At 70.6% G+C, this 22,127-nt stretch carries 20 protein-coding genes; 15 read left to right on the top strand and 5 right to left on the bottom strand.

Annotation, left to right across the window (positions count from 1 at the left end):
• The first annotated feature begins 130 nt into the window (after positions 1 to 130).
• Positions 131 to 1,171: an LGFP repeat-containing protein gene (locus tag H521_RS25140; RefSeq protein ID WP_084512521.1), complete on the top strand. Its 1,041-nt coding sequence runs from the start codon at positions 131 to 133 to the stop codon at positions 1,169 to 1,171.
• A gap of 85 nt (positions 1,172 to 1,256) precedes the next feature.
• On the opposite strand, the gene H521_RS0115775 is transcribed toward H521_RS25140, so the two are convergent.
• The 4 genes from H521_RS0115775 to H521_RS0115790 form a co-directional block, all read right to left on the bottom strand.
• On the bottom strand, positions 1,257 to 1,649 hold the full coding sequence (locus H521_RS0115775) for a RidA family protein (RefSeq protein ID WP_022893989.1): 393 nt from the start codon (positions 1,647 to 1,649) through the stop codon (positions 1,257 to 1,259).
• Positions 1,650 to 1,754: 105 nt separating this feature from the next.
• Complete coding sequence (locus H521_RS0115780; protein WP_022893990.1) at positions 1,755 to 2,486, bottom strand: IclR family transcriptional regulator; 732 nt, start codon at positions 2,484 to 2,486, stop codon at positions 1,755 to 1,757.
• 1 nt (position 2,487) lies between these two features.
• Positions 2,488 to 4,215 carry an N-acyl-D-amino-acid deacylase family protein gene (locus tag H521_RS23785; protein WP_022893991.1) on the bottom strand — a complete coding sequence of 576 codons (1,728 nt, stop codon included), beginning with the start codon at positions 4,213 to 4,215 and terminating at the stop codon, positions 2,488 to 2,490.
• A gap of 8 nt (positions 4,216 to 4,223) precedes the next feature.
• Positions 4,224 to 5,540, bottom strand: coding sequence for a type III PLP-dependent enzyme domain-containing protein (locus H521_RS0115790; RefSeq protein ID WP_022893992.1), 1,317 nt, complete (start codon positions 5,538 to 5,540; stop codon positions 4,224 to 4,226).
• A gap of 99 nt (positions 5,541 to 5,639) precedes the next feature.
• Between H521_RS0115790 and H521_RS0115795 the strand changes: the two genes are divergently transcribed.
• The 10 genes from H521_RS0115795 (at position 5,640) to H521_RS23790 (ending at position 16,580) form a co-directional block, all read left to right on the top strand.
• Positions 5,640 to 6,602, top strand: a complete 963-nt coding sequence (locus H521_RS0115795) for a sugar kinase (protein ID WP_022893993.1) — start codon at positions 5,640 to 5,642, stop codon at positions 6,600 to 6,602.
• Positions 6,599 to 7,207 carry a bifunctional 4-hydroxy-2-oxoglutarate aldolase/2-dehydro-3-deoxy-phosphogluconate aldolase gene (locus tag H521_RS0115800; RefSeq protein WP_022893994.1) on the top strand — a complete coding sequence of 203 codons (609 nt, stop codon included), beginning with the start codon at positions 6,599 to 6,601 and terminating at the stop codon, positions 7,205 to 7,207. The genes H521_RS0115795 and H521_RS0115800 overlap by 4 nt, the downstream gene beginning before the upstream one ends.
• 211 nt (positions 7,208 to 7,418) lie before the next feature.
• On the top strand, positions 7,419 to 9,083 hold the full coding sequence (locus H521_RS0115805) for an ABC transporter substrate-binding protein (protein ID WP_026482364.1): 1,665 nt from the start codon (positions 7,419 to 7,421) through the stop codon (positions 9,081 to 9,083).
• A gap of 49 nt (positions 9,084 to 9,132) precedes the next feature.
• Positions 9,133 to 10,137, top strand: a complete 1,005-nt coding sequence (locus H521_RS0115810; protein WP_022893996.1) for an ABC transporter permease — start codon at positions 9,133 to 9,135, stop codon at positions 10,135 to 10,137.
• Positions 10,130 to 11,224, top strand: coding sequence for an ABC transporter permease (locus tag H521_RS0115815; RefSeq protein ID WP_084512487.1), 1,095 nt, complete (start codon positions 10,130 to 10,132; stop codon positions 11,222 to 11,224). The genes H521_RS0115810 and H521_RS0115815 overlap by 8 nt, the downstream gene beginning before the upstream one ends.
• The gene (locus tag H521_RS0115820) at positions 11,221 to 12,138 is read left to right on the top strand and encodes an ABC transporter ATP-binding protein (RefSeq protein ID WP_084512489.1); all 918 of its coding nucleotides are present in this window, start codon (positions 11,221 to 11,223) and stop codon (positions 12,136 to 12,138) included. The genes H521_RS0115815 and H521_RS0115820 overlap by 4 nt, the downstream gene beginning before the upstream one ends.
• Complete coding sequence (locus H521_RS0115825; protein WP_022893997.1) at positions 12,135 to 12,983, top strand: ABC transporter ATP-binding protein; 849 nt, start codon at positions 12,135 to 12,137, stop codon at positions 12,981 to 12,983. Before H521_RS0115820 ends, H521_RS0115825 begins: the two co-directional genes overlap by 4 nt.
• 54 nt (positions 12,984 to 13,037) lie before the next feature.
• Positions 13,038 to 14,213, top strand: a complete 1,176-nt coding sequence (locus H521_RS0115830) for an ROK family transcriptional regulator (protein ID WP_245561005.1) — start codon at positions 13,038 to 13,040, stop codon at positions 14,211 to 14,213.
• Positions 14,214 to 14,319: 106 nt separating this feature from the next.
• Entirely contained in the window at positions 14,320 to 15,579 is a 1,260-nt protein-coding gene (locus tag H521_RS0115835; RefSeq protein ID WP_022893999.1) for a family 4 glycosyl hydrolase, read from the top strand.
• On the top strand, positions 15,576 to 16,580 hold the full coding sequence (locus H521_RS23790; RefSeq protein WP_040424806.1) for an N-acetylglucosamine kinase: 1,005 nt from the start codon (positions 15,576 to 15,578) through the stop codon (positions 16,578 to 16,580). The genes H521_RS0115835 and H521_RS23790 overlap by 4 nt, the downstream gene beginning before the upstream one ends.
• Before the next feature lie 13 nt (positions 16,581 to 16,593).
• On the opposite strand, the gene H521_RS0115845 is transcribed toward H521_RS23790, so the two are convergent.
• Entirely contained in the window at positions 16,594 to 17,214 is a 621-nt protein-coding gene (locus H521_RS0115845) for a MerR family transcriptional regulator (RefSeq protein WP_022894001.1), read from the bottom strand.
• An 88-nt stretch (positions 17,215 to 17,302) separates the two neighbouring features.
• Here H521_RS0115845 and H521_RS0115850 point away from each other — a divergent pair, with 88 nt between their 5' ends.
• From H521_RS0115850 to H521_RS23795, 4 genes are all read left to right on the top strand, one after another.
• Positions 17,303 to 17,722 carry a hypothetical protein gene (locus tag H521_RS0115850; protein WP_022894002.1) on the top strand — a complete coding sequence of 140 codons (420 nt, stop codon included), beginning with the start codon at positions 17,303 to 17,305 and terminating at the stop codon, positions 17,720 to 17,722.
• Positions 17,723 to 17,862: 140 nt separating this feature from the next.
• Positions 17,863 to 18,309, top strand: coding sequence for a VOC family protein (locus tag H521_RS0115855; RefSeq protein ID WP_022894003.1), 447 nt, complete (start codon positions 17,863 to 17,865; stop codon positions 18,307 to 18,309).
• Between the two features lie 65 nt (positions 18,310 to 18,374).
• On the top strand, positions 18,375 to 19,877 hold the full coding sequence (locus H521_RS0115860) for a malate:quinone oxidoreductase (protein WP_281167457.1): 1,503 nt from the start codon (positions 18,375 to 18,377) through the stop codon (positions 19,875 to 19,877).
• 352 nt (positions 19,878 to 20,229) lie between these two features.
• The gene (locus tag H521_RS23795; protein WP_022894006.1) at positions 20,230 to 22,095 is read left to right on the top strand and encodes an ATP-binding cassette domain-containing protein; all 1,866 of its coding nucleotides are present in this window, start codon (positions 20,230 to 20,232) and stop codon (positions 22,093 to 22,095) included.
• The last annotated feature ends 32 nt before the right edge of the window (positions 22,096 to 22,127 follow it).

The following is a 22,127-nucleotide window of genomic DNA, read 5'->3' on the forward strand; positions in this document are numbered from 1 at the left end:
GGGCGGCACTCCGGGCCCGTACGGATGCCGCCTCAACGCATCGTGATCAGAGTGGGCCTCGCCGCAGAACGTCAACCGGCGCTCCGCGGAGCGGCGCCCGACAGGGCGCACGAGTGTCAGGAGCATGACGATGTCCGATATCCGACAATTGCGGCGGTTCACGATCAGTGAGTCCGCGAAGACCATCGCGGTGAAGGCCGAGCTGTACTCCCCGCCCGGACTGATCGCGGCGAAGCACGCCGCCACAGCGTGGCTCGGCGCTCCGCAGAACGAGCCGACCCGCACGCCGAACGGTCGCGGGTGGTACCGCCACTTCGAGCACGGTTCGATCTACTACACGCCCGAGCTCGGCGCGTTCGAAGTGCACGGAGCGATCCGTGACAAGTGGGCGAGCTTCGGTTGGGAGCAGGGATTCCTCGGGTTCCCGACCACCGACGAGACCACGACCCCCGACGGTGTCGGTCGGTTCACGCACTTCGAGGGAGGCTCCGTCTATTGGACGCCGTCCACTGGTGCCTGGGAGGTGCACGGAGACATCCGCGGTCGATGGGCAGCGCTCGGCTGGGAACGTTCGTTTCTCGGTTACCCCGTTTCCGACGAGCACGACGGACCCGACGGAACGCGCGTCAGTGATTTCCAGTCGGGCCAGATCGCGTGGTCGTCCGCCATCGGCGCCGCCGTTTCGGCGACCTCCTTCGTGCGGGGCCAAGCCGGTCCGGGCGGAGTGACGATCCAGGGTCTCGGCGGAGCCGCCGGGCCGGGCGCTCCGGAGGTGCGCCGCCGCGTGGTGATCAGCGCTCACATGGAGCTCACCGACGACGAGACGTTCGGCAGCAACGAGCACGGTTCCGGCGACAAGTCCGGTGAGGTGGTCGTGACGAACGGTTCACCCCAGGAGATCATCAACATGGTGACCACCGCGGGCGGCGAGATGCGCGTCGAACTGCCGATCAGCGTGCAGGTGCGCGACACCGGCGACACGAAGGCGACCGGTACCGCGAAGCTCTACGAGGGAACGAGCGAGCAGACTGACGATCTCGACGGAACTCTCGACGTCGACTTCCTGATTCCCCGCGATGGCTTCGTCTCGAAGGAGTACACGATTCGCAACACCGACGAGGGCGGCGACTTCGCCGTCATCAAGCTGACGGCGAGCAACTTCCCGTCGTGATCGGTCGGAGCCGGTCGTTCGCCCCGAATGCGAACACTGATGCCGCGTGGTCGGTCGACCACGCGGCATCCGTCGTTCGACCGGTCTACCCGTAGGTGCGCGTCGGGATCGCCGCGACCACGTCGATCTCGACGAGGATGTTCGCGAGGCGCGAGCCGACCGTGGTGCGCACGGGGTAGGGCTCGGTGAAGAACTCGGCGTAGGCCACGTTGTACTCCGCGAAGTCGGCGAGGTCTTCGAGATGGGCCGTGACCTTCACGACATCGTCGAAGGTGAGGGCGTACTCGGCGAGCACCGCGCCGATGTTGCGCAGCACCTGGCGGGTCTGCTCCGCGACGCCGCCGGGCACGACCTCACCGGTCGCCGGGTCCTGCGGGCCGAAGCCCGCCGTGTAGAGAAAGCCGTTGGCGACGACGCCGTGGCTGTACGGGCCCGCGGGCTTCGGGGCGTTCGGCAGGGTGACGGCGATCTTGGGCATGGTTCCTCCTGGGTGGTGAGCGGTCGGTCTCGTGGCTGGTTCGTGCGGTCGTTCGATGGTCGATCGGGTCACGGTCGGTGAGCGGATGCCGCGGCATCCGCTCGCTCAGTCGAGCTCGCCCGCGATGAGCTCGGCGGCCTCGCGCATCGCCGGCAGGTTCGCGCGCAATCGGTCGAGATCGGCGACCATGTGGATGGCGGTCACCGAGAGTGCGCCGACCACGCCCAGCGGCGTGCGGATCGGCACGGCGATGCAGTTCACGAACGCCTCGAACTCGCGGTCGTCGACGGCCCACCCGCGCGAGCTCGTCAGGGCGAGCTCGCGGTCGAGCCGCTCGCGGCTGGTGATCGTGAAGTCGGTGTGCCGCTCCCACGTGACGCCGGCGAGCACCGCGTCGCGCCGGGCGGGGTCGAGTTCGGCGAGGATCGCCTTGCCGACGGCCGAGCAGTAGGGAATCACGGCGCGGCCGATGCGCGAGTACATGCGCACGCCCGACTCGTCTTCGGCCTTGTCGACGTAGACGATCGACCGGTCCATGAGCGCGGCGAGATGCACGGTGTTGCCCGTGCGGCGCTGCAGCCGGCGCACGTGCTCGGCGCCGGCCTCGCGCAGGTCGAGCGTGTCGAGCGCCTCCTTCGAGAGCGAGACGAGTCGCATGCCGAGCGCATAGCGACCCGAGCGCCGCTTGCGCACCCAGCCCACCTCTTCGAGCGCCTGCAACTCGCGGAACATCGTCGAGCGGTGCAACCCGAAGGCCTCGGCGAGTTCGGCGACCGTGCGCGGATCGGCCGCGATCGCGTCGATGATGCGGGCGGCGCGTTTCACGCTCTGCGACATGTCAGGCCTCCTCGGACACGAGTGGTCCCGAACCGAGCGCGGCGGAGTCGGCAGATGCGCGACGGATGCCCCGCCCCGGCGTCGCCCCAGTGAGCTCGCTGCCCGCGAGCACGGGCACGCCCGCGACGAGCACGTCGTCGATGCCGACTCCGAGGCCGAGCGGCGAGTCGTACGTCGACGTCGCCCGCACCGCGTCGGGGTCGACGAGCACGAGGTCGGCGATGAACCCCTCGCGCACGGCACCGCGCTCGCCGAGGCCGAACCGGGCCGCCGCACGGGCAGACACGAGTGCCGAGGCACCAGCCCAGTCCATGACCGACTGCTCGCGCACGAGAAGCGACAGGAAGCGCGAGAACGAGCCGCGGGCGCGCGGATGCGGATGGCGGCCGAGGAAGATGCCGTCGGAACCGCCGATCGCGGCCGGGTGCGCGAGGATCTCGGCCAGCTCCGCGTCGCTGCGCTCGTGCTGCACCGACATCACGACGTTGACCTCGAGGTTCGACGCGACGAGCACGTCGAGCGCGAAGTCGATCGCGTCGATCGTGTCGACCGGCCCGCCCGGCCCGCCCCGGTCGCGTGCGGCGCCACCCGCGACACCGTTCGCTGCTGCGCGAGCGGATGCCGCCGCTGCACCCTGCGCGATGGTGAGGCCGTGCGCCCAGTCGTAGCCGGGGGCGGCGACGTGGGCGAGCGTGAGCATCGACGGCCAGTCGGGCCCGAGGCTCGCGTACCCGGCGATGCCCGGGAACCACTCGGCCCGAAGACGTGCACGGGCGGCTGGATCGGCGAGCTCCGCGACGACCTCGGCGGTCGGCCGCACGGTGAGCGCTGCGGGCAGGAGCGGCATCGCGAGCATCGAGCAGCCGCGGGTGAACGGGTACGCGTCGAAGCTCGCGTCGATGCCCTCGGCGGCGAGCGATGCGAGCAGGCCGTGCACGAGCTGCGGCTCGGCGTGGAAGTGCGACACGTGCACTCGGGCTCCCGATGCGTGCGCGATGGCCGCGATCTCGGCGATGCCGTCGCCCGAGTTCGCCTCGTAGCCGCCGCGCATGTGCGAGACGTAGACGCCGCCGGCATCGGCCACGAGGCCGGCCAGCTCGGCGAGCTCGCCGGTCGAGGCGAAGATGCCGGGCGCGTAGTCGAGTCCGGTCGAGATGCCGAGGGCGCCCTCCGCGAGGCCCTCGACCACGAGGGCCCGCATCGCGGTGAGCTCGGCCGGCGTCGGGACATCCGTCGACCGGCCGCACACCACGAACCGCACGGTGCCCGCCGGCACGAGATAGCCGGCGTTCAGCGCGGTCGCTCCGTCGTAGGCGGCGAGCAGCGAGGCGACCCCGCCGCCGCGATAGCCGGGATGCCGGCCGTTGATCGCCGCGAAGTACTCCGTGGCGTAGTCGCCGCCACCCGGCGCGTACGACACGCCGTCTTGACCGCCGATGACGGTCGTCACGCCCTGCCGCAGCAGCGCGAACTGCACGTCGGGGTCGAAGAGCGCGCCGTCGGCATGCGAGTGGGCGTCGATGAAGCCCGGCATGAGCAGGCGGCCACGGCCGTCGATTCGGTGCGGGGCCCCACTGCCGTCGCTCGCGTCGCTCGCGTCGCTCGCGTCGGCGAGCGTGCCCGCTGCGCCGACGCGCACGATGCGCCCGCCGTCGATGAGCACGTCGGATGCCTCGTCGCCGATGCCGTCGGCATCGGCGACGATCACGTTGCAGATCAGCACGCTCACGCTTGCCCCTAGAAGAACGTGCGCACGAGTTCGACGACCCGGTCGGAGCCGCCGCCCTCGACCACCGGGATGAACCGCCACTTGTCGAACGCCGTGCACGGGTGCGAGAGACCGAGCGAGACGACCTCGCCGATCGCGATCGGCAACGCCGAGTCCGAGCGCAGGTAGGCGTGCTGGTCGTTGAGCGCGGTGACGGATGCCGCGGCGAGCGGTCGCTCGTCGGCTCCCGGTGCTGCGGCGACGCCGAACGGCACCGGCAGCCCCTCGTCATAGGGGAAGTCGCGCTTGCCGCCGTCGAGCAGCGCGAGCCCTGGCTCCGGGTGCGAGACGACGCGCGCGTAGCCCCGCATGGCGGGCGTCAGCTCAGCGTCGAGGGGCGAGATGCCGCGGTAGAAGCCGTCGTCGTGCAGCAATGAGGCGCCCGAGCGCAGGATCCACCGCGTGCCGTCGCCGGCGGCCGTTGCGGCGCTGATCGCCGGCGCGAACACCTCGGCCACGAGGTCGAGGTAGGCGCTGCCGCCGGCCGTGATGATGAGCTCACGGGCACCGTCGTGGTCGGCGGCGGCGCCGTCGCCGCCGCCGCCGGTGATGGCGCCCACGATGTCGTGCAGCTCGAGCATCTCGGCGAGGTAGCCGCGCACCGCCGCGACGGCCTCGGGGGAGCGGTCGTGACCGAGGCTGCCCTCGTAGCCGGCGGTGCCCGCCAGTCGCAGCACCGGGGAGGCCGCGACCCGTTCGGCGACGCGCGCCGCCTCGCTGACGCCGCGTGCGCCCGTGCGCCCGCCGGCTCCACCGAGCTCGACGAGCACGTCGATGCGGCGAGGGAGCGGCGCCGGCGGCCCCGTGAGCCCGCGCTCCATCGCCTCGACCGACTCGACGGAGTCGACCCACGCACGGAACGCGAACCCGGGATCAGCCAGCTCGGCGGCGATGAACGCGAGGGCTGCCGGCGCCACCACGGTGTTCGCGAGCATGATCGAGGCGACGCCGAACGAGCGCGCCGTTCGCACCTGGCCCGGTGTGGCGAGAGTGAGGCCGGTGGCACCGGCATCGAGCTGACGCTCCCAGAGGGCCGGGGCCATGGTCGTCTTGCCGTGCGGCATCAACTCGAGGCCTCGGTCATTGCACCAACCCTGGATGACGCGGGCGTTGGCGGCGAGGGCGCGATCGTCGAGCGCGAGCAGGGGCGTCCAGAACTCGGCGAGCCGGGGCGAAGTCGCGAGGAACTCGCGCACGGTGAGGCCGTCGGCGCGAGCGGGCAGGCCCTTGTCGGCGGCAGTGAGCCGTTCGTCGCCGAGTTCGGCGAGCCGCGTGTGCTGTGACATCCGGTTCTCTCCCGCTTTCATCGCATCGGTACTTCGGGAAGTGTTGCATATGCTGCAACGCGTTTGCGCACTCTCTGCACATTCGACAGCATAGAGCGCGTGACCACCGCGCCGCTGCCCGAGATCGTCGCTCTCGGCGAGACGATGGCGCTCGTCGCGCCCGCACTCGCCGAACCGCTCGAGATCGCCGAGCACTTCCACGTCGACTCGGCCGGCGCAGAGGCGAACGTCGCCGCGCACCTGGCGGCCCTCGGGCGCCGCGCGGCATGGGCGGGCCGGGTCGGCGACGACGCGCTCGGCCGCCGCGTCGTGACGCACCTGCGTTCGCGCGGCGTCGACACCCGCTGGGTCGAGGCCGACCCCGAGGCGCCCACGGGCGTGTACTTCAAAGACCCGGGCCGAGGCGTGCTCTATTACCGCGCCGGCTCTGCGGCCTCGCGCATGGCGCCGTCATTCCTCGACGGGCTGCCGCTCGACACTGCACGAGTGGTGCACGTGAGCGGCATCACTCCCGCGCTCTCCGAATCCTGCGACGCGCTCGTCGACGCCCTGTTCGAACGGGTCGCGGCGTCGCCCGCCATGCTGAGCTTCGACGTCAATCACCGCGCGGTGCTCTGGCGGCCGGGCATCGCGCCGGGCCGGCTGCTCGACCTCGCAGCACGAGCCGACGTCGTGCTCGTCGGCCTCGACGAAGCCGAGGCGCTCTGGGGCACCGCCTCGCCCGAAGACGTGCGCGCTCTGCTGCCCGAGCCGGCGCTCCTCGTCGTGAAAGACGGCGACGTCGAGGCGATCGAGTTCCGCGGCCGGGCCGACGGCTCGCCGTCAACGCTCTCCGGCCTCCCGCTCACGCCCGGCGCGACCCGGGTCGCCGCGAGGTCGGTCGAGGTCGTGGAGACCGTGGGGGCAGGGGACGCCTTCGCGGCGGGCTATCTCGACGCGCTGCTCGCCGGTGCCGACCCCGATGATCGCCTCGCCGCCGGGCACGCTCGTGCCGTGACGGTGCTCGGCGATACCGCCGACTTCCCCCGCGCCGCCGCCACCTCGAGGAGCCTCCTGTCATGACCATCAGCAACGCCCGGTTCGACGACATCTTCGCCGGCCAGTCGCTCATGGCGATCTTCCGGGGCATGGGGGCCGAGCGCACGCTCGAGCTCGCCGAACGCGCCTGGAGCCTCGGCATCGACGTCGTCGAACTGCCCATCCAGAGTGAACGCGACCTCGAGGCGCTCGCCGTCGTGGCGGCCGCCGGGCGCAAGGCCGGTCGTCTCGTCGGGGCGGGCACCGTCGTCTCGGTGCGGCATGTCGAGCTCGCGGCATCCGCCGGCGCAGCCTTCACCGTGAGCCCGGGGTTCGATCCGCTCGTCTCCCGCGCGTCGGCCGAGGCCGGCCTGCCGCCGCTGCCCGGCGTGGCGACGGCTACCGAGGTGCAGGCTGCCATGGCCGATGGCCTCACCTGGCTCAAGGCCTTCCCGGCATCACTGCTCGGCTCGGCGTGGTTCCCGGCTATGGCCGGCCCGTTCCCCGATGCGCGATTCGTCGCCACGGGCGGCATGGATGCCTCGAATGCGCGAGAGTTCCTCGGCCGCGGTGTGCGCACGGTCGCCGTCGGTTCGGCACTCGAAGACCCGGCGCAACTGCCGGCGCTCGCCGACCTCGTCGCGAAGTAGCTCCGACCGACGCTTCTCGAACGCCCCGTCTCGCACGCCGAGACGGGGCGTTTCTGCGTGCTCGGAAGGCATGAGGACAGAAACTGAATATATTGTTTCCAGTTAGAACCTTTTCTGTTAGGGTCACTTTCAGTAACGCCGGAGCACGAGCACCAGCAGGCGGCGAACTGCACCACCTTCCATGCAACGAAGCTCGAGAGGAATGTCCGAGATGACTCGAACCAAACGCTCGCTCGCGGTGGCACTCGCCGCCGGAGCGGCCGCACTCGCCCTGGGAATGACCGGATGCACGCCCTCCGCCGGAGGAGGCGGAGACGACTCCTCGGTCCTCCGCGTCTGGGCCGGCAGCGCCACCCCCATCAACAACAACTTCAACCCGTTCGCCGTCGACACGGCCGTGCACGCCACCTTCGGCGCGATCTACGAGCCGCTGTTCTTCTTCAACCAGCTCTCGGCCGATGCGCCCGTCGGCCTGATCGGCGACACGTACGAGTACAGCGAAGACGGCACGACCCTCACGGTCACGATCAAGCCCGGCCAGAAGTGGAGCGACGGCGAAGACCTCACCGCCGCCGATGTCGCATTCACCTTCGGCTACGGCTCGAACAAGTCCGAGCAGTTCGTCTCGGCCGAGGCGACCGATGACAGCACGGTCGTGCTCACCTACTCCGAACCGCAGTTCACGAGTGCCTCGCTCATCCTCGGCTCGACCTACATCATTCCCGAGCACGAGTGGGCCGACATCGACGACTTCATGGCAGAGACCAACCCCGAGCCCGTCGGCTCGGGTCCGTTCGTGCTGAAGAGCTTCTCGGACGCCGCCTACACGGTCGAGGCGAACGAGCTCTTCCGCGACGGCGCCCCCGCGGTGAAAGAGGTGCAGTACCTCGGCCTCGACTCGAACCAGTCGTCGCAAGACCTTCTGACCACCGGCAAGATCGACTGGGTCGGTCAGTTCATCGCGAACCCCGACGCCGTCACGGGCGCTGGCGACATCACCACGCTGAACCTGCAGCAGGACCCGACGACGATCACGACGTGCTCGAACGCCGAGCTCGGCTGCGTCGGGCCGCAGACCGACTCGGCCGTGCGGCAGGCGATCGACCTCGCGATCGACCGCGCCACGATCGCCGAGAAGGCGTTCGCCGGTCTCGCGGGCGAATCGTCGCCGTCGTTCACCCTGCAGCCGCGCGACGAACAGTGGCTCAGCGACCCCGAGCTCGCCACGAGCCCGCAGGCAGCGGAAGTCGCTGAAGCCGGCGCGATCCTCGAGGCCGCCGGCTACACGAAGGACGCCGACGGCTTCTACGGCAAGGACGGTACGGCGATCGAGATCGACCTGTTCTCGCCCGACGGCTGGACCGATTACAACGACGCGGCGAAGCTCATCTCCGAGCAGGCCGCCGAAGCCGGCATCCGCATCAACGCACGCACCGTCTCCGATGCCGAGTACTGGACCCCCATCCAGTCGGGCGACTTCCAGATGGCGCTCTACGGCCTCACCCAGAGCCTCGTCGCCGACCCGTACTCGAACTACCACGAGTACTTCGCCGCGAGCTCGACCGTGAAGGTCGGCGAGAGCCCCCTCGACGGGCAGAACTACTCGCGCTATTCGAACCCGGTCGTCGACGCCGCGGTGCTCGCCGCCGGTGCGACGCAGGATGTCGCGGCCAAGCAGGCCGCCTACGCGACGATCCAGACCGAGATCGCCCGCGACCTGCCCTACATCCCGGTGGTGCTGAACGCCTCGCAGTCGTTCTTCAACACCGAGAAGTTCTCGGGGTGGCCGAGCGAGGGCGACCTCTACGCCGCACCACTGCCGTACCTCGCGGTGGCCAACGCGGTCGTGCTCTCGCACCTCACTCCGGCGAAGTAGCTCCTCGTCCCATGGAACGAACCTTCCCATTCTCGAGAACGGCAGCGGCATGAGCTTCTACCTTCGGCGGGTCGCCTTCTACCTGGTGACCTTCTGGGCAGCGATCTCGCTCAACTTCCTGCTGCCCCGGCTGCTGCCGGGCGACCCCGCAGCGATCATGCTCGGCAAGCTGAGGCGTGCCAGCGGCGGGCGCCCGCTCTCGGAAGAGACGATCGAGGCGATCACCTCGATCCTCGGCGCCGGGAAGGACATGTCCCTGTGGGACCAGTACGTCGCGTACTGGGGCCGGCTGCTTCAGGGAGACCTCGGCGTCTCCTCGACGAGGTATCCGGCCCCGGTCGCCGAGCTGATCGCGAACGCGCTGCCGTGGACGATCATCCTGGTCGGTGTCGCGACCGTCATCTCGTTCGTGCTCGGCATCGTCGTCGGCGCATGGGTGGGGTGGCGGCGCGGCACCTGGCTCGACCACCTGGTGCCGATCACGACCGTGTTCCAGTCGATCCCGTACTTCTGGCTCGCACTCGTGCTCGTGGCCGTGTTCTCGGTGCAACTCGGGCTGTTCCCGATCATCGGCGGGTACGACGTCTTCGAATTCCCAGCCGGACCCGAACTGAGCTGGGCCTTCATCGGCAGCGCGGTCACCCACGCCATCCTTCCCGCGATCACGATCGTGCTCTCGTCGGTCGGCGGCTGGCTCCTCGGCATGCGCAACATGATGGTGTCGACGATGTCGGAGGACTACGTCGTCACCGCAGAGGCGAAGGGCCTCACACCGCGTCGGGTGCGCACGAAATACGCGTCGCGCAACGCCGCGATCCCGAGCCTTGCGGGCTTCGGCATCGCGCTCGGCTTCGTCGTCGCCGGCTCCATCGTGATGGAGCAGGTGTTCAGTTACCCCGGCATCGGCAAGCTCATGATCCAGGCGGTGCAGGGGCTCGACTACGCGCTCATGCAGGGCGTGTTCCTCGTGATCACGCTCACGGTGCTCGCCGCGAACTTCTTCATGGACCTCATCTACGGCTTCATCGACCCGAGGGTGCGACACAATGGATGACTCTCAGCCCACCCTTGATCGCGAGGTGCTCGACTCGTACGCCACGGGTGACGACGCGCCGTTCCAATCGCCGGCCTCGGCCGAGGCGGTGCGCGAGACGGCGAGGGAGACGACCGCCACGGCGGCCATCGCCGCTGCCCGGTCGAGTCGCGGCGGCCGCTTCCGGCACATCCTGCCGAGCCGATCGGGCAAGCTCATCACGGGCATCGTGATCGTCGGCCTCATCGCCCTGTTCGGCATCTTCGGGCCGCTGATCGCCCAGCCGCCACGCGACTCCGACAACGATGCACTGCTGCCGCCGTCGCCCGAGCACTGGCTCGGCACGACGAAACTCGGTTACGACGTGTTCTCGCAGCTCGCGTGGGGCACCCAAGGCTCCCTCTTCATCGGTCTCGTCGCGGGCATCGTCGCCCTGCTGCTCGCCGTGATCTTCGGCGTGTTCGCCGGCTACTTCGGCGGCGTGCTCGACGAGGTGCTCACCCTGTTCACGAACATCGTGCTCGTCATTCCGGGCCTTCCGGTCGTGATGGTGATCGCCGCGTACGTGCAGAACGCCGAGGGCCTCGGCCCGCTCGCACGCAGCTCGCTGCTCGTCGCCCTCGTGCTCGGCATCACGGGCTGGGCCGGCTCGGCCGTGGTGCTGCGCGCCCAGGCGAGGTCGCTGCGCACCCGTGAGTACGTCGCCGCGGCCCGGGTCGCCGGCGAGAAGCCCGGCCGCATCATCTTCGTCGAGATCCTGCCGAACCTCGTGCCGCTGCTCGCTGCCCAGTTCATCTTCGGCGTCATCTTCGCGGTGCTCGGCGAGGCCGGGCTCTCCTACCTCGGTCTGGGACCGACCGGCTCGATCACGCTCGGCACGATGCTGAACGACGCCCAGACCGGGCAGGCCGTCGGCACCGGCGCCTGGTGGTGGTTTGTGCCGCCCGGCGCGATCATCGCTGCGCTCGGCGCCGGCCTCTCACTCATCAACTTCGCGATCGACGAGGTCGTGAACCCCAAGCTCAGGCTCGCGCCAGAGAACGCCAAACGCCAGCGCAAGGCCGCAAAGGCCGGCAAGGGCATCGCCGACACGGGAGCATTCGCATGAACGCCGGCACCGTCAACCACCTCACCGAGAATGCTGCCGATGGCGTCGTCGACGACACCGCGCTCGGCGAACCGGTGCTGAGCGCCCGCGGCGTCTCGATCGAATACGAGGTCGATCCGCCCGTGAAGGCCGTGCGCAACGCGACCATCACCCTGCACCGGGGCGAGATCCTCGGCCTCGCCGGCGAGTCGGGCTGTGGCAAGACGACCCTCGCCTACGGCCTCAACCGCCTCTTGAAGGCCCCGGCGCTGATGACCGGCGGCGAGGTGGTGTTCCACGATGCATCCGGCCGCGACATCGACGTGGTCTCGCTCGACGGCGAGGCCCTGCGCGCCTTCCGCTGGAACAAGGTCTCGATGGTCTTCCAGGGCTCGATGAACTCGCTGAACCCCGTCATGAACGTGCGCAAGCAGTTGCACGACGTGTTCACGACGCACCGGCCCGCGATGAGACGTGCAGAGCGCGAGTCGAGAAGCGCCGAACTGCTGAACCTCGTCGGCGTCGACCCCAGTCGACTCTCGAGCTTTCCGCACGAGCTGTCGGGCGGCATGCGCCAGCGCGTCATGATCGCGATGGCGCTCGCCCTCGACCCGCAGATCATGATCATGGACGAGCCGACCACAGCGCTCGACGTCGTCGTGCAACGCGGCATCATCCGCGAGATCATGCGGCTGCGCGAGCGACTCGGTTTCGCGGTGATCTTCATCACGCACGACCTGCCGCTGCTCATCGAGATCAGCGACCGCATCGCGATCATGCTCGACGGCGAGATCATCGAGCAGGGTGACGCCGAGCAGATCTACCGGGCGCCGGGGCATCCGTACACCCGGCGGCTGCTCTCGAGCTTCCCGAGCCTGCGCGGCGATCGCGGCGACTTCATCCGCACCGGCGTCGCGGCGGGAGGTGCGGCATGAGCGGGCGGGCGACGGCAGTCGAGGCCACGACCCTCGAGGCGCGCAACCTGGTGAAGGACTTCCGGTCGCGCAGCGGCACCAAGGTGCGCACGCTCCATGCGGTGAAGGATGTCTCGTTCACGCTCGAACCCGGTCGCACGATCGCCCTCGTGGGCGAGAGCGGGTCGGGCAAGTCGACGATCGCGCGCATGATGGCCAAGCTCGAGACGCCGAGCTCGGGCGAGGTGCTGCTCGACGGCGAGCCGAGCGCGAATCGTGGCCGCGGGCTCGCGCGGTACCGGCGCGACGTGCAGATGGTCTTCCAGGACCCGTTCGGCTCGCTCAATCCGTTCCACCCGATTCGGCACCACCTCGAGCGGCCACTGCACATCCACAACCCGCGGCTCTCGTCGCGGCAGATCCGCGAGCGAGCCGAGGAGCTGCTCGAGCGCGTGCGCCTCTCGCCGGCGGCGACGTTCGCCGATCGTCGGCCGCACGAACTCTCTGGCGGTCAGCGGCAGCGCGTCGCGATCGCGCGCGCGCTCGCCCCTGGCTCACGGTTCATCATCGCCGACGAGCCGGTGTCGATGCTCGACGTGTCGATCCGCCTCGGCGTGCTGAACCTGCTCGCCGAACTGCAGCGGCAGGAGCAGCTCGGCGTGCTGTACATCACGCACGACCTGGCGACCGCCCGGCACTTCTCCGACGAGATCCTCGTGATGTACCGCGGCGAGATCGTCGAGCGCGGGCCGAGCGAGCAGGTGATCCTCGATCCGCAGCACGACTACACGAAGACGCTGCTCGAGGCGGCGGCGGATCCCGAGCGACTCGGGATGCTGCGCGACGACGTGCGGAACGGCGGCTGAATCACCGTCGAACCTCAAACAGTAAAGATTCTTTTCAGATAGAGTACGAGCAGGATGACAACGGAAGGCGGCACGATGAACCAGATCGACCCGGGCACCCCGACCTGGCTCGCGGCGCGCAACGACCGCACCGCCTTCCGCCTGCTGCTCGAGCACGGACCGCTCACCCGCTCGCGTCTCGGCGAGCTCACCGGGTTGTCGAAGCCGACCGCCTCGCAGATGCTCGCCCGCCTCGAGCGGGTCGGGCTGATCCGCCCCGTCGGCGAGCGTTCGGGCGGCCGCGGCCCGAACGCCGTCACCTACGGCGTGCGCACCGACCGCATCACGGGCGTCGCGATCTCGATCCTCGACCGCTCGATCCAGGCCGTCGTGGTCGACGCCATCGATCACGACCACCCCATCGTGCAGATCGCGACCGATCCCGCTGACCGCACGCCCGAGGGTGACGTGCGCGCCGCCGTGCACGCGGCGTGCGCGGAGGCGGGCATCGACGAGGCAACCGTCAGTCGTGTCGTGATCGGCGTGCAGGCGGCGTTCTTCGTCGAGGGCGACGAGCTCTCGTTCACCGACACGCTCCCGGGCTGGCCGGCGGTCGGCGCGCGCGCCCGCATCGAGCGGGCGCTCGGCCTGCAGGTGACGATCGACAACGACGTGAACCTCGCGACGATGGCCGAGCGGTCGGCCGGCGCCGCGCAGCTCGCCGCGAGCTTCGCCCTGTTCTGGATCGGCGACGGCCTCGGCGTCGGCGTCGAACTCGGGGGAGTGCTGCACCGCGGCGCGTCGGGCGGCGCGGGCGAGATCGGCTACCTCGCGGTGCCGCGCACTGCGGCCAGGCTCGCTCCGGCGGCGGGCGACTTCACCGACCTGCTCGGCGGGCCGGCGGTGGCACGCCTCCTCGGCGGCGACGGCGAACCCCTCGCGGAGCTGCTGCCGCGGCTCTCGGGCGACGAGACGGCGCTCGCCGCGCTCGCCGACCGGGTGATCCTCGCCGTCAACCCACTGCTGGCCATCCTCGATCCGTCGATGATCGTGCTCGGCGGCCCGACGGGCGGTGCGGGCGGCGACCGACTCGCCGAGCTCGTGGCCGAGCGCGTCGATGCGTCGGCCCACCCGAAGCTCGCGGTACGCACGAGCGGCACGGGCGCTCAGCCGGTGTTGCTCGGCGCGCGCCAGCAGCTCGTCGAGCAGATCAGAGACCATCTCGAGGCCGACATCTCACTCGCCACCTGACGCACGTCGACTGCTCGCGGATGTCGCCGCGGCATCCGTCGACCGACCCCGAACCCCGCTCTCGCGCGCTTCTGCGCGCCACGAACCACGCACGGAATGAGGACCAATGAAGCTCGCCATCGTCGGCGGAGGTTCGACGTACACCCCCGAACTCATCGACGGCTTCGCGCGACTGCGCGACACGCTGCCGCTCGAGGAGATCCGACTCGTCGACCCCGACGAGCACCGTCTCGCACTCGTCGCGGGGATGTCGCAGCGCATGCTCGCGCATGCCGGGCATCCGGCACGGGTGATCGGCACGACCGACCTCGTCGCCGGTGTGGCCGACGCCGATGCCGTGCTGATCCAGCTGCGCGTCGGCGGACAGGACGCCAGGCACGCCGACGAGACCTGGCCGCACGAGGCCGGCTGCATCGGCCAGGAGACCACGGGCCCCGGCGGGCTCGCGAAGGCCCTGCGCACGGTGCCGGTGGTGCTGCGCATCGCCGACGTGGTGCGAGAGCACGCCAAGCCCGACGCGTGGATCGTCGACTTCACGAACCCGGTCGGCATCGTGACCCGCGCGCTGCTCGAGGCCGGCCACCGTGCCGTGGGGCTCTGCAATGTCGCGATCGGCTTCCAGCGGCGCTTCGCCTCGCTGTTCGACGTGGCGCACGATCGGGTGAGCCTCGGGCACGTCGGCCTCAACCACCTCACGTGGGAACGCAGCGTCGTCATCGACGGCGACGACCGTCTGCCCGGCCTGCTGCAGCACCGGCTCGGGGTGCTCGCCGACGAGGTGCACCTCGCGCCGGCGCTCATCGCGCAGCTCGGCGTCGTGCCCTCGTACTACCTGCGCTACTACTACGCGCACGATGAGGTGCTGCGCGATCAGCTGCAGGAGCCGACGCGGGCCGAGGCGGTGCGTGCGATCGAGCGCGAGCTGCTCGAGCTCTACGCCGACCCCGCTCAGCACGAGAAGCCGGCCGCCCTCGAAGGGCGCGGCGGCGCGTTCTACTCCGAAGCGGCGATCGAGCTGCTCGCCGCGATGCGCGACGGGGCGAGCCGAGCCCGCGTGGTCAACCTGCGCAACGACGGCGTGCTGCCGTTCCTGCCCGACGACCACGTGATCGAGGTGCCGGCCGTGTTCCGCGACGGGGGATTCGTCGCGGAACCGGTCGCGCCGCTGCCAGACGACATCCGGGGCCTGATCTCGGGCGTCGCGGGCTACGAGCGGCTCGCCCTCGACGCCGCCGTGCGCGGCGGACGCGACCGGGTGCTCCGCGCGATGCGCGCGCACCCGCTCGTGCTGCAGCACGATCGGGCCGAGCGGCTCACCGACCTGCTGATGGCCGAGAACGCGCCGTTCCTGGAGTGGGCTCGATGAACGGCGTCATCGTCGCGGTCGACGGCGGCGGCTCGAAGACCGACGCCGTGGCGCTCACGATCGACGGCGAGCTCGTCGCGCACGATCGCGGCCCGGGGTCGAGCCCGCACTTCGAGGGGCTCGCCGAGGCGGTGGCCGTCGTCGACGGGCTCGTGCGCCGTGTCGCGGCTGGCGAGCGCGTCGCGCAGGCGAGCCTCTACATCTCGGGCCTCGACCTGCCGTCCGAGATCGAGCAGTACGCCGCCGAGATCTCGCGGCTCGACTGGGCGGGGAAGTCGACCGTCGTCGACAACGACCTCTACGCGCTGCTGCGCGCCGGCACCGACGAGCCCGATGCGGTCGCGATCGTGTGCGGCACGGGCGTGAACGCGATCGGCGTGCGCGCCGACGGCGCCCAGGTGCGGTTCCCGTCGCTCGGCGGTATCTCGGGCGACTGGGGCGGCGGCAGCGGCATCGGCGAGCAGGCCCTCTGGCACGCCGCACGCCACGCCGACGGCCGCGGCCCGGCCACGATGCTCTCGGCGATCATCGTCGAGCAGCTCGGCGTCGCGTCGGTGCCCGCGCTCATCGAGGAGCTGCACTTCGGTCGCCGCGAGTCGAGCGAGCTCACGGCGTTGGCCCCGGCGGTGTTCGCCGCGGCGCGAGTGGGCGACGCCGTCGCGATCGGCCTCGTCGACCGCCAGGCCGAGGAGCTCGTGGCGTTCGCCCGCGCGTGCGTGGTGCGACTCGGGCTCGAGTCCCGAGCGATTCCGATCGTGCTCGGCGGAGGCATCGTGCGCGCGGGTGATGAGCGCCTGATCGCCGGCATCACGTCGGGCCTCGCGGAGGTGGCGCCCGAAGCGCGCATCGAGATCCTCGATTCGCCGCCCATCGTCGGCGCGGCGCTGCTCGCGCTCGGGCACGCCGGTGCGAGCGGCGAGGCACTCGACCGGGCGCGCACGGAAGTGGCAGCCGCGACGCGGTCGGATGTCGCACGCGAGGGGCAGCCCGTCGGGTCGTGAAGCCGTCGAGGGCTCAGCCGGGCCGACCGAGCCGGCGCACCGCGGCGTCCTGGTGCGCGAGCCGGCGCAGCGCGAGCAGCACCGGTTCGTAGAGCGCCGTGCCGAGCACCGTGTACTCCACCGCGGCGTGGGGCTCCGCAGGCATCCGCTCGAGGTCGTAGGCGGCCAGCTCGGCGGTCGTGCGTCCGTAGTGGGCGAGTCTCTCGGGAGAGATCGGCATGCCCGCGTCTGCGGCAGCGGCGAGCGCGCGCTCGAGCTGCGCGACGGCCGCGAAGTCGGGGTCGTAGACCTGGCCGAGCGACTCGAGGGCGGCTCGGGCGCGCGGAAACGGATCGGACGCTTCGCCCGGCTCTGCGCCGCCGGGGGGAAGTGCGCCGACGGCTCGACCGAGAGTGGAGTAGAGGTCGTCGCCGGGTTCGTCGACGAGCTGCAGCACGGCCCGCGCCTGCTGCACGCTGAGCCCGACCGGCCCGGTGAGCGCGCGCACGAGGCGGAGCCGTCGCACATGTCCGTCGTCATAGCTCGCCTGCGTGGCCGAGCTCGCGGCGCCGGCGTGCAGCAGTCCCTCGCGCAGGTAGAACTTCACGGTCGCGACCGGGAGGCCGACCTCGGCGGCGAGTGCGGAGATGCGCATCTGGGCTCCTTGCATTGGATAGTGCAACTCTCTAATATTGGAGAGTCCCACTATCCAATCACGCCTCACCACCCAGGAAGGACCGGCCATGCCGTCCGCAGACGACCTCATCCTCATCGGCATCCTGCTGCTCGCCCTCGTGACCGTCGAGAGCGGCGGCTACTTCCTCACTCGCGTGCTGCGCGGCAGGGTGCCCGCGAACGGGCTGCAGCTCAGCTTCTTCCGGGCGGGGCACGCGCACGCCGCAGTGCTCCTCGTGCTGTCGATCACGATCCTCGCGGTGATCTCGCACGCGGCCCTCGACGGATTCTGGTTCTGGCTCGCCCGCACGGGCGTTCCGATCGCCGCGATCCTGATGCCGGCGGGTTTCTTCCTCTCCGTGATCGGGCGCGACCCCGAGAAGCCCAATCGTCTCATCGTGCTGCTCTGGCTCGGCGTCGCCTCGCTCACCGCGGCGCTCATCACGGCGGGCATCGGCCTGATCGCGGGCGGTGTCGCCGCGCTCTGAGCCGCCTCCCGCCTCGCCGCCGTGCCGCAATTCAGGAGCGGAGTGGCGTGTCTCACCGGCAAGCCGCTCGGTATCGCCCGCGACACGCCTCCCATCCTGAATTGCTGCACGGCCGCGGCGACAGGCGTAGCGTCGAGCGCATGGCCATTCCGCAGCGCTACTCGCTCATCACGCTCGGCGTCGCCGACGTCGAGGTCGCCACGGCGTTCTACCGAAGACTCGGCTGGCACGAGGCGCCGTCGTCGGTCGCCGGCGAGGTCTCGTTCTTCGCCACGCCGGGCGGCGTGCTCGCCCTGTGGGAGACCGCAGAGCTCGCGAAGGATGCCGCATTGCCGACGATGCACGCGAACGCGCCCGGGTTCCGCGCGGTGGCGCTCGCCATCAACCTCGCCTCGAAAGAAGAGGTCGACGACGCCGTCGGCGACTGGGTGCTCGCGGGCGGGTCCATCTCGAAACGCGCCGCCGAGACCGAGTGGGGCGGCTACAGCGGCTATGTCGCCGACCCCGACGGCAACCTCTGGGAACTCGCGTACAACCCGTCGTGGCCGCTCGACGAGCGCGGCCTGCCGGTGCTCCGCGGCGCGTGACCGGCGCGTGATCGCGGCGTGATCGCGCGTGGTCTGCGCCTGATCGGCGCCGGTCGGGCACACCTCTGTCGGCATCTACACTGGAATCCGTGACTTCAGAGGAAACCGTCGACGTCGTGCTGATCGGTGGCGGCATCATGAGCGCCACGCTCGGCTCCCTGCTCTCGCAGCTCCAGCCAGACTGGTCGATCCGCGTCTACGAGCGACTCGGCGAGGTCGCCCAAGAGTCGTCGAACGCGTGGAACAACGCCGGCACCGGGCACGCAGCGCTCTGCGAGCTCAATTACATGCCCGAGAACCCCGACGGCACGGTCAGCGCCGACAAGGCCGTCGCGATCAACGAGCAGTTCCAGATCAGTCGTCAGTACTGGTCGTATCTCGTGCAGCAGGGCGCGCTGCCCGAGCCTCACAACTTCATCAACTCGACGCCGCACATGACCTTCGTCAAGGGCAAGGCCAACATCGAGTACCTCAAGAAGCGCGTCGCCGCGCTGCGCGAGCAGCCGCTGTTCCCCGACATGGAGTACACCGAAGACCTCGAGCGCATCGCCGAGTGGACTCCGCTGCTCGCCAAGAAGCGCAACCCCAAGGCCCGCGTGGCCGCGACCCGCATCGTGTCGGGCACCGACGTCGACTTCGGTGCGCTCACCAAGCTGCTGCTGCGCGACATCGAACAGCGTGGGGCGCAGATCGCCACCAACCACCAGGTGACTCGCCTGAAGCGGCAGAGCGACGGCACGTGGAAGATCCGCCTGCGCCACGTCGTCGGCAATACGCCCAAGACCATCAACGCGCGATTCGTGTTCGTCGGTGCCGGTGGCGGCGCCCTCGCACTGCTGCAGCACTCGGGCATCCCCGAGATCAAGGGCTTCGGCGGCTTCCCGATCTCGGGCCAGTTCTTCCGCACCACGAACCCCAAGCTCGTCGCGCAGCACCAGGCGAAGGTCTACGGCAAGGCCTCGGTGGGTGCCCCGCCGATGTCGGTGCCGCACCTCGACACCCGCGTCGTCGACGGCGAGAGCGCGCTCCTCTTCGGCCCCTATGCCGGCTTCACGCCGAAGTTCCTGAAGACCTCGACGTGGTTCGATCTGCCGTTCTCGGTGCGCCTGCACAACATCGGCCCGATGCTGCAGGTCGCCTTCAAGAACTTCGATCTCGTGAAGTACCTCGTCGGCGAGCTGCTCGCGTCGCGCGACAAGAAGCTCGCCGCACTGCGCGAGTTCATGCCGACCGCCAAGCACGAAGACTGGGAGCTCATCACGGCCGGCCAGCGCGTGCAGGTCATGAAGAAAGACCCGGACAAGGGCGGCGTCCTGCAGTTCGGCACCGAGGTCATCACCGGTGCCGACGGCACGATCGCCGGCCTGCTCGGTGCATCGCCCGGCGCCTCGACGGCGGCTCCGATCATGCTCGACATCCTCGGTCGCTGCTTCCCCGATCGCATGGCCGGCTGGGAGCCGAAGCTGCGCGAGATGATCCCGAGCTACGGCACGAAGCTCACGAGCGACCCCGTGCGCGCCGCCGCGACGCTCGCGGCCACCGCGAAGGTGCTCGACCTCACGGCCTGACGTGCGACAGGCGCCCGGCCGCGGCTTCGGCCGGGCGCGCTGGCGGCGATAGGGTTTGCTTTCGCCGCGAGCTCTGGTACCGTCGTCTTCGCTATGAAGTGAGTACACACCATCGTCCCGCGCCCGAGGCGCCGTTGACGTTGGGTGTGCACACGGTTCTGATCACACCGTGTTGATCGCGACGGCATCTGCGCGCACCCATCGACGGCAATGCCCGGCGGGGCTCATCTCCGCTCCCGGGCGGTCGCCGGCGCCGCGCGCCCGCGTTCCGCCGATTCGGTGCACCGTTCCGAAGAACGTGCGCCGCGGCATCCGCCGACCGCCCGGGGGCATTCTCGCAAAGGGCGTTCGCATGCCTGCAACCGTCATCCATTCCCATCATCTCCGCGTCGACGGACTCTCGGTCTCGTACCCCGATCGACGCGTGTTCACCGACCTCGGGTTCACCGTGGCGCCGGGCCAGCGGCTCGGCCTGATCGGCGAGAACGGCGCCGGCAAGTCGACGCTGCTCCGGCTCATCGCCGGCGATCTCGAGCGAGCGGATGCCGCGGCATCCGCGCATTCGACCGACACCGCTTCGACCGGCACCGGCTCGAACGGTGCCCCGTCGAACGCCACCACCTCGGGCCGCATCACCCGGCCGCTTCGCACGGGCCTGCTTCGGCAGGAGCTGCCGTTCGCCCCGCAGGAGCGCATCGGCGAGGTGCTCGAGGCGGCACTCGCCGAGGTGCGCGCGATCGAGCGCGAGCTCGACGCCGCAGCAGCCGCACTCGCGGTCGCGAGCTCGGCCGCCGACGATGCGGCGGCCGCTGCACGGTACTCGTCGGCACTCGACGCGGCGGAACGCGCCGACGTCTGGAGTGCGGAAGCGCGCCGCGACGAGCTCCTCGACGGGCTCGGCGTCGGCTCGATCGCGCTCGATCGCGTCATCGCCGAACTCTCGGGCGGTCAGCGCTCGAGGTTCGCGCTCGCGGCGCTGCTGTTGCGGGCGCCCGACGCCCTGCTGCTCGACGAGCCGACCAACCACCTCGACGACGCCGCGGCGGAGTTCCTCGAGGAACGGCTCCGCGCCTGGCGCGGCCCGGTGATCTTCGCGAGCCACGACCGCGAGTTCCTCGACCGGGCGGCGACCGGGCTGCTCGATCTCGATCCGGGTCGGGCCGGTGCGCTCGCGCTCGCCGGTCGGGGCGCCGGGCCGAAGCGTGGCACGGCGTCGGGTGCGGGCTCGCTTGAGCTCTCGCGCGAGGCGTCGCTCGCGGCATCCGGCGGCACCGTTTTCGGTGGCGGCTTCTCGGAGTTCCTCGCCGTGAAGGCCGAGGAGCAGGCGCGCTGGCTCCGCCAGTACGACGACGAGCAGGCCGAGTTGAAGCGGCTGCGCGCCGACGTGGCCGGTGCCTCGCGCCGTGTGGCCCATGGCCGGGCGGCGACCGACAACGACAAGTTCATCCGCCACTTCAAGGGCGAGAACGTCGATCAGGCGGTCTCCCGCCGCGTGCGCAACGCCGAGCTCCGGCTCGCGACCCTCGAGCGCGAGCAGGTGCGAAAGCCGCCGGCGCCGCTGGCGTTCGCCGGCATCCCGTCGGGTTCGCACGCGCTCGAGGAGGCGGCCGGGCTGCTCGTGCAGGTGACGGATGCCGCCGTCGAGGGTCGGCTCGCACTCGACGCGCTGCAGATCGCGCCCCTGACGACCCTGCTCGTGACCGGGGCGAACGGCGCGGGCAAGTCGACCCTGCTGAACGTGCTCGCCGGCACGCAGCGCGTCGATCGCGGCGTCGTGCATCGGCGCAAGGGCCTGCGCGTGCAGCTGCTCGAGCAGGATGTGCGCTTCGCCGACCCGGATGCCTCGCCGCGTGCGCTCTACGAACGCGTGCTGGGGGAGCGGCGCGCCGAGCAGGTGCCGCTCGGCAGCCTCGGTCTGATCGCACCTCGCGACGAGTCGCGCCCGATCGGGTCGCTCTCGGTGGGGCAGCAGCGCCGGCTCGCGCTCGCGCTCGTGATCGCGCGGCCGCCGCACGTCTTCCTGCTCGACGAGCCGACGAACCACTTGTCGCTCGCTCTCGCCACCGACCTCGAGGCGGCGCTCGGCGCCTACCCGGGTGCGGTCGTGATCGCGAGCCACGACCGGTGGCTGCGGCGTCGCTGGTCGGGCGAGACGCTCGAGCTCGCGGCGGGGCGAGCGGTGCGGCAGGCAGCGCTGAGAGAGCCCTCGCTGCGCTGAGCACGACGAGCGAGCGGATGCCTCGGCGACAC

The sequence above is a fragment of the Agromyces subbeticus DSM 16689 genome, from assembly GCF_000421565.1.
Classification (GTDB): domain Bacteria; phylum Actinomycetota; class Actinomycetes; order Actinomycetales; family Microbacteriaceae; genus Agromyces; species Agromyces subbeticus.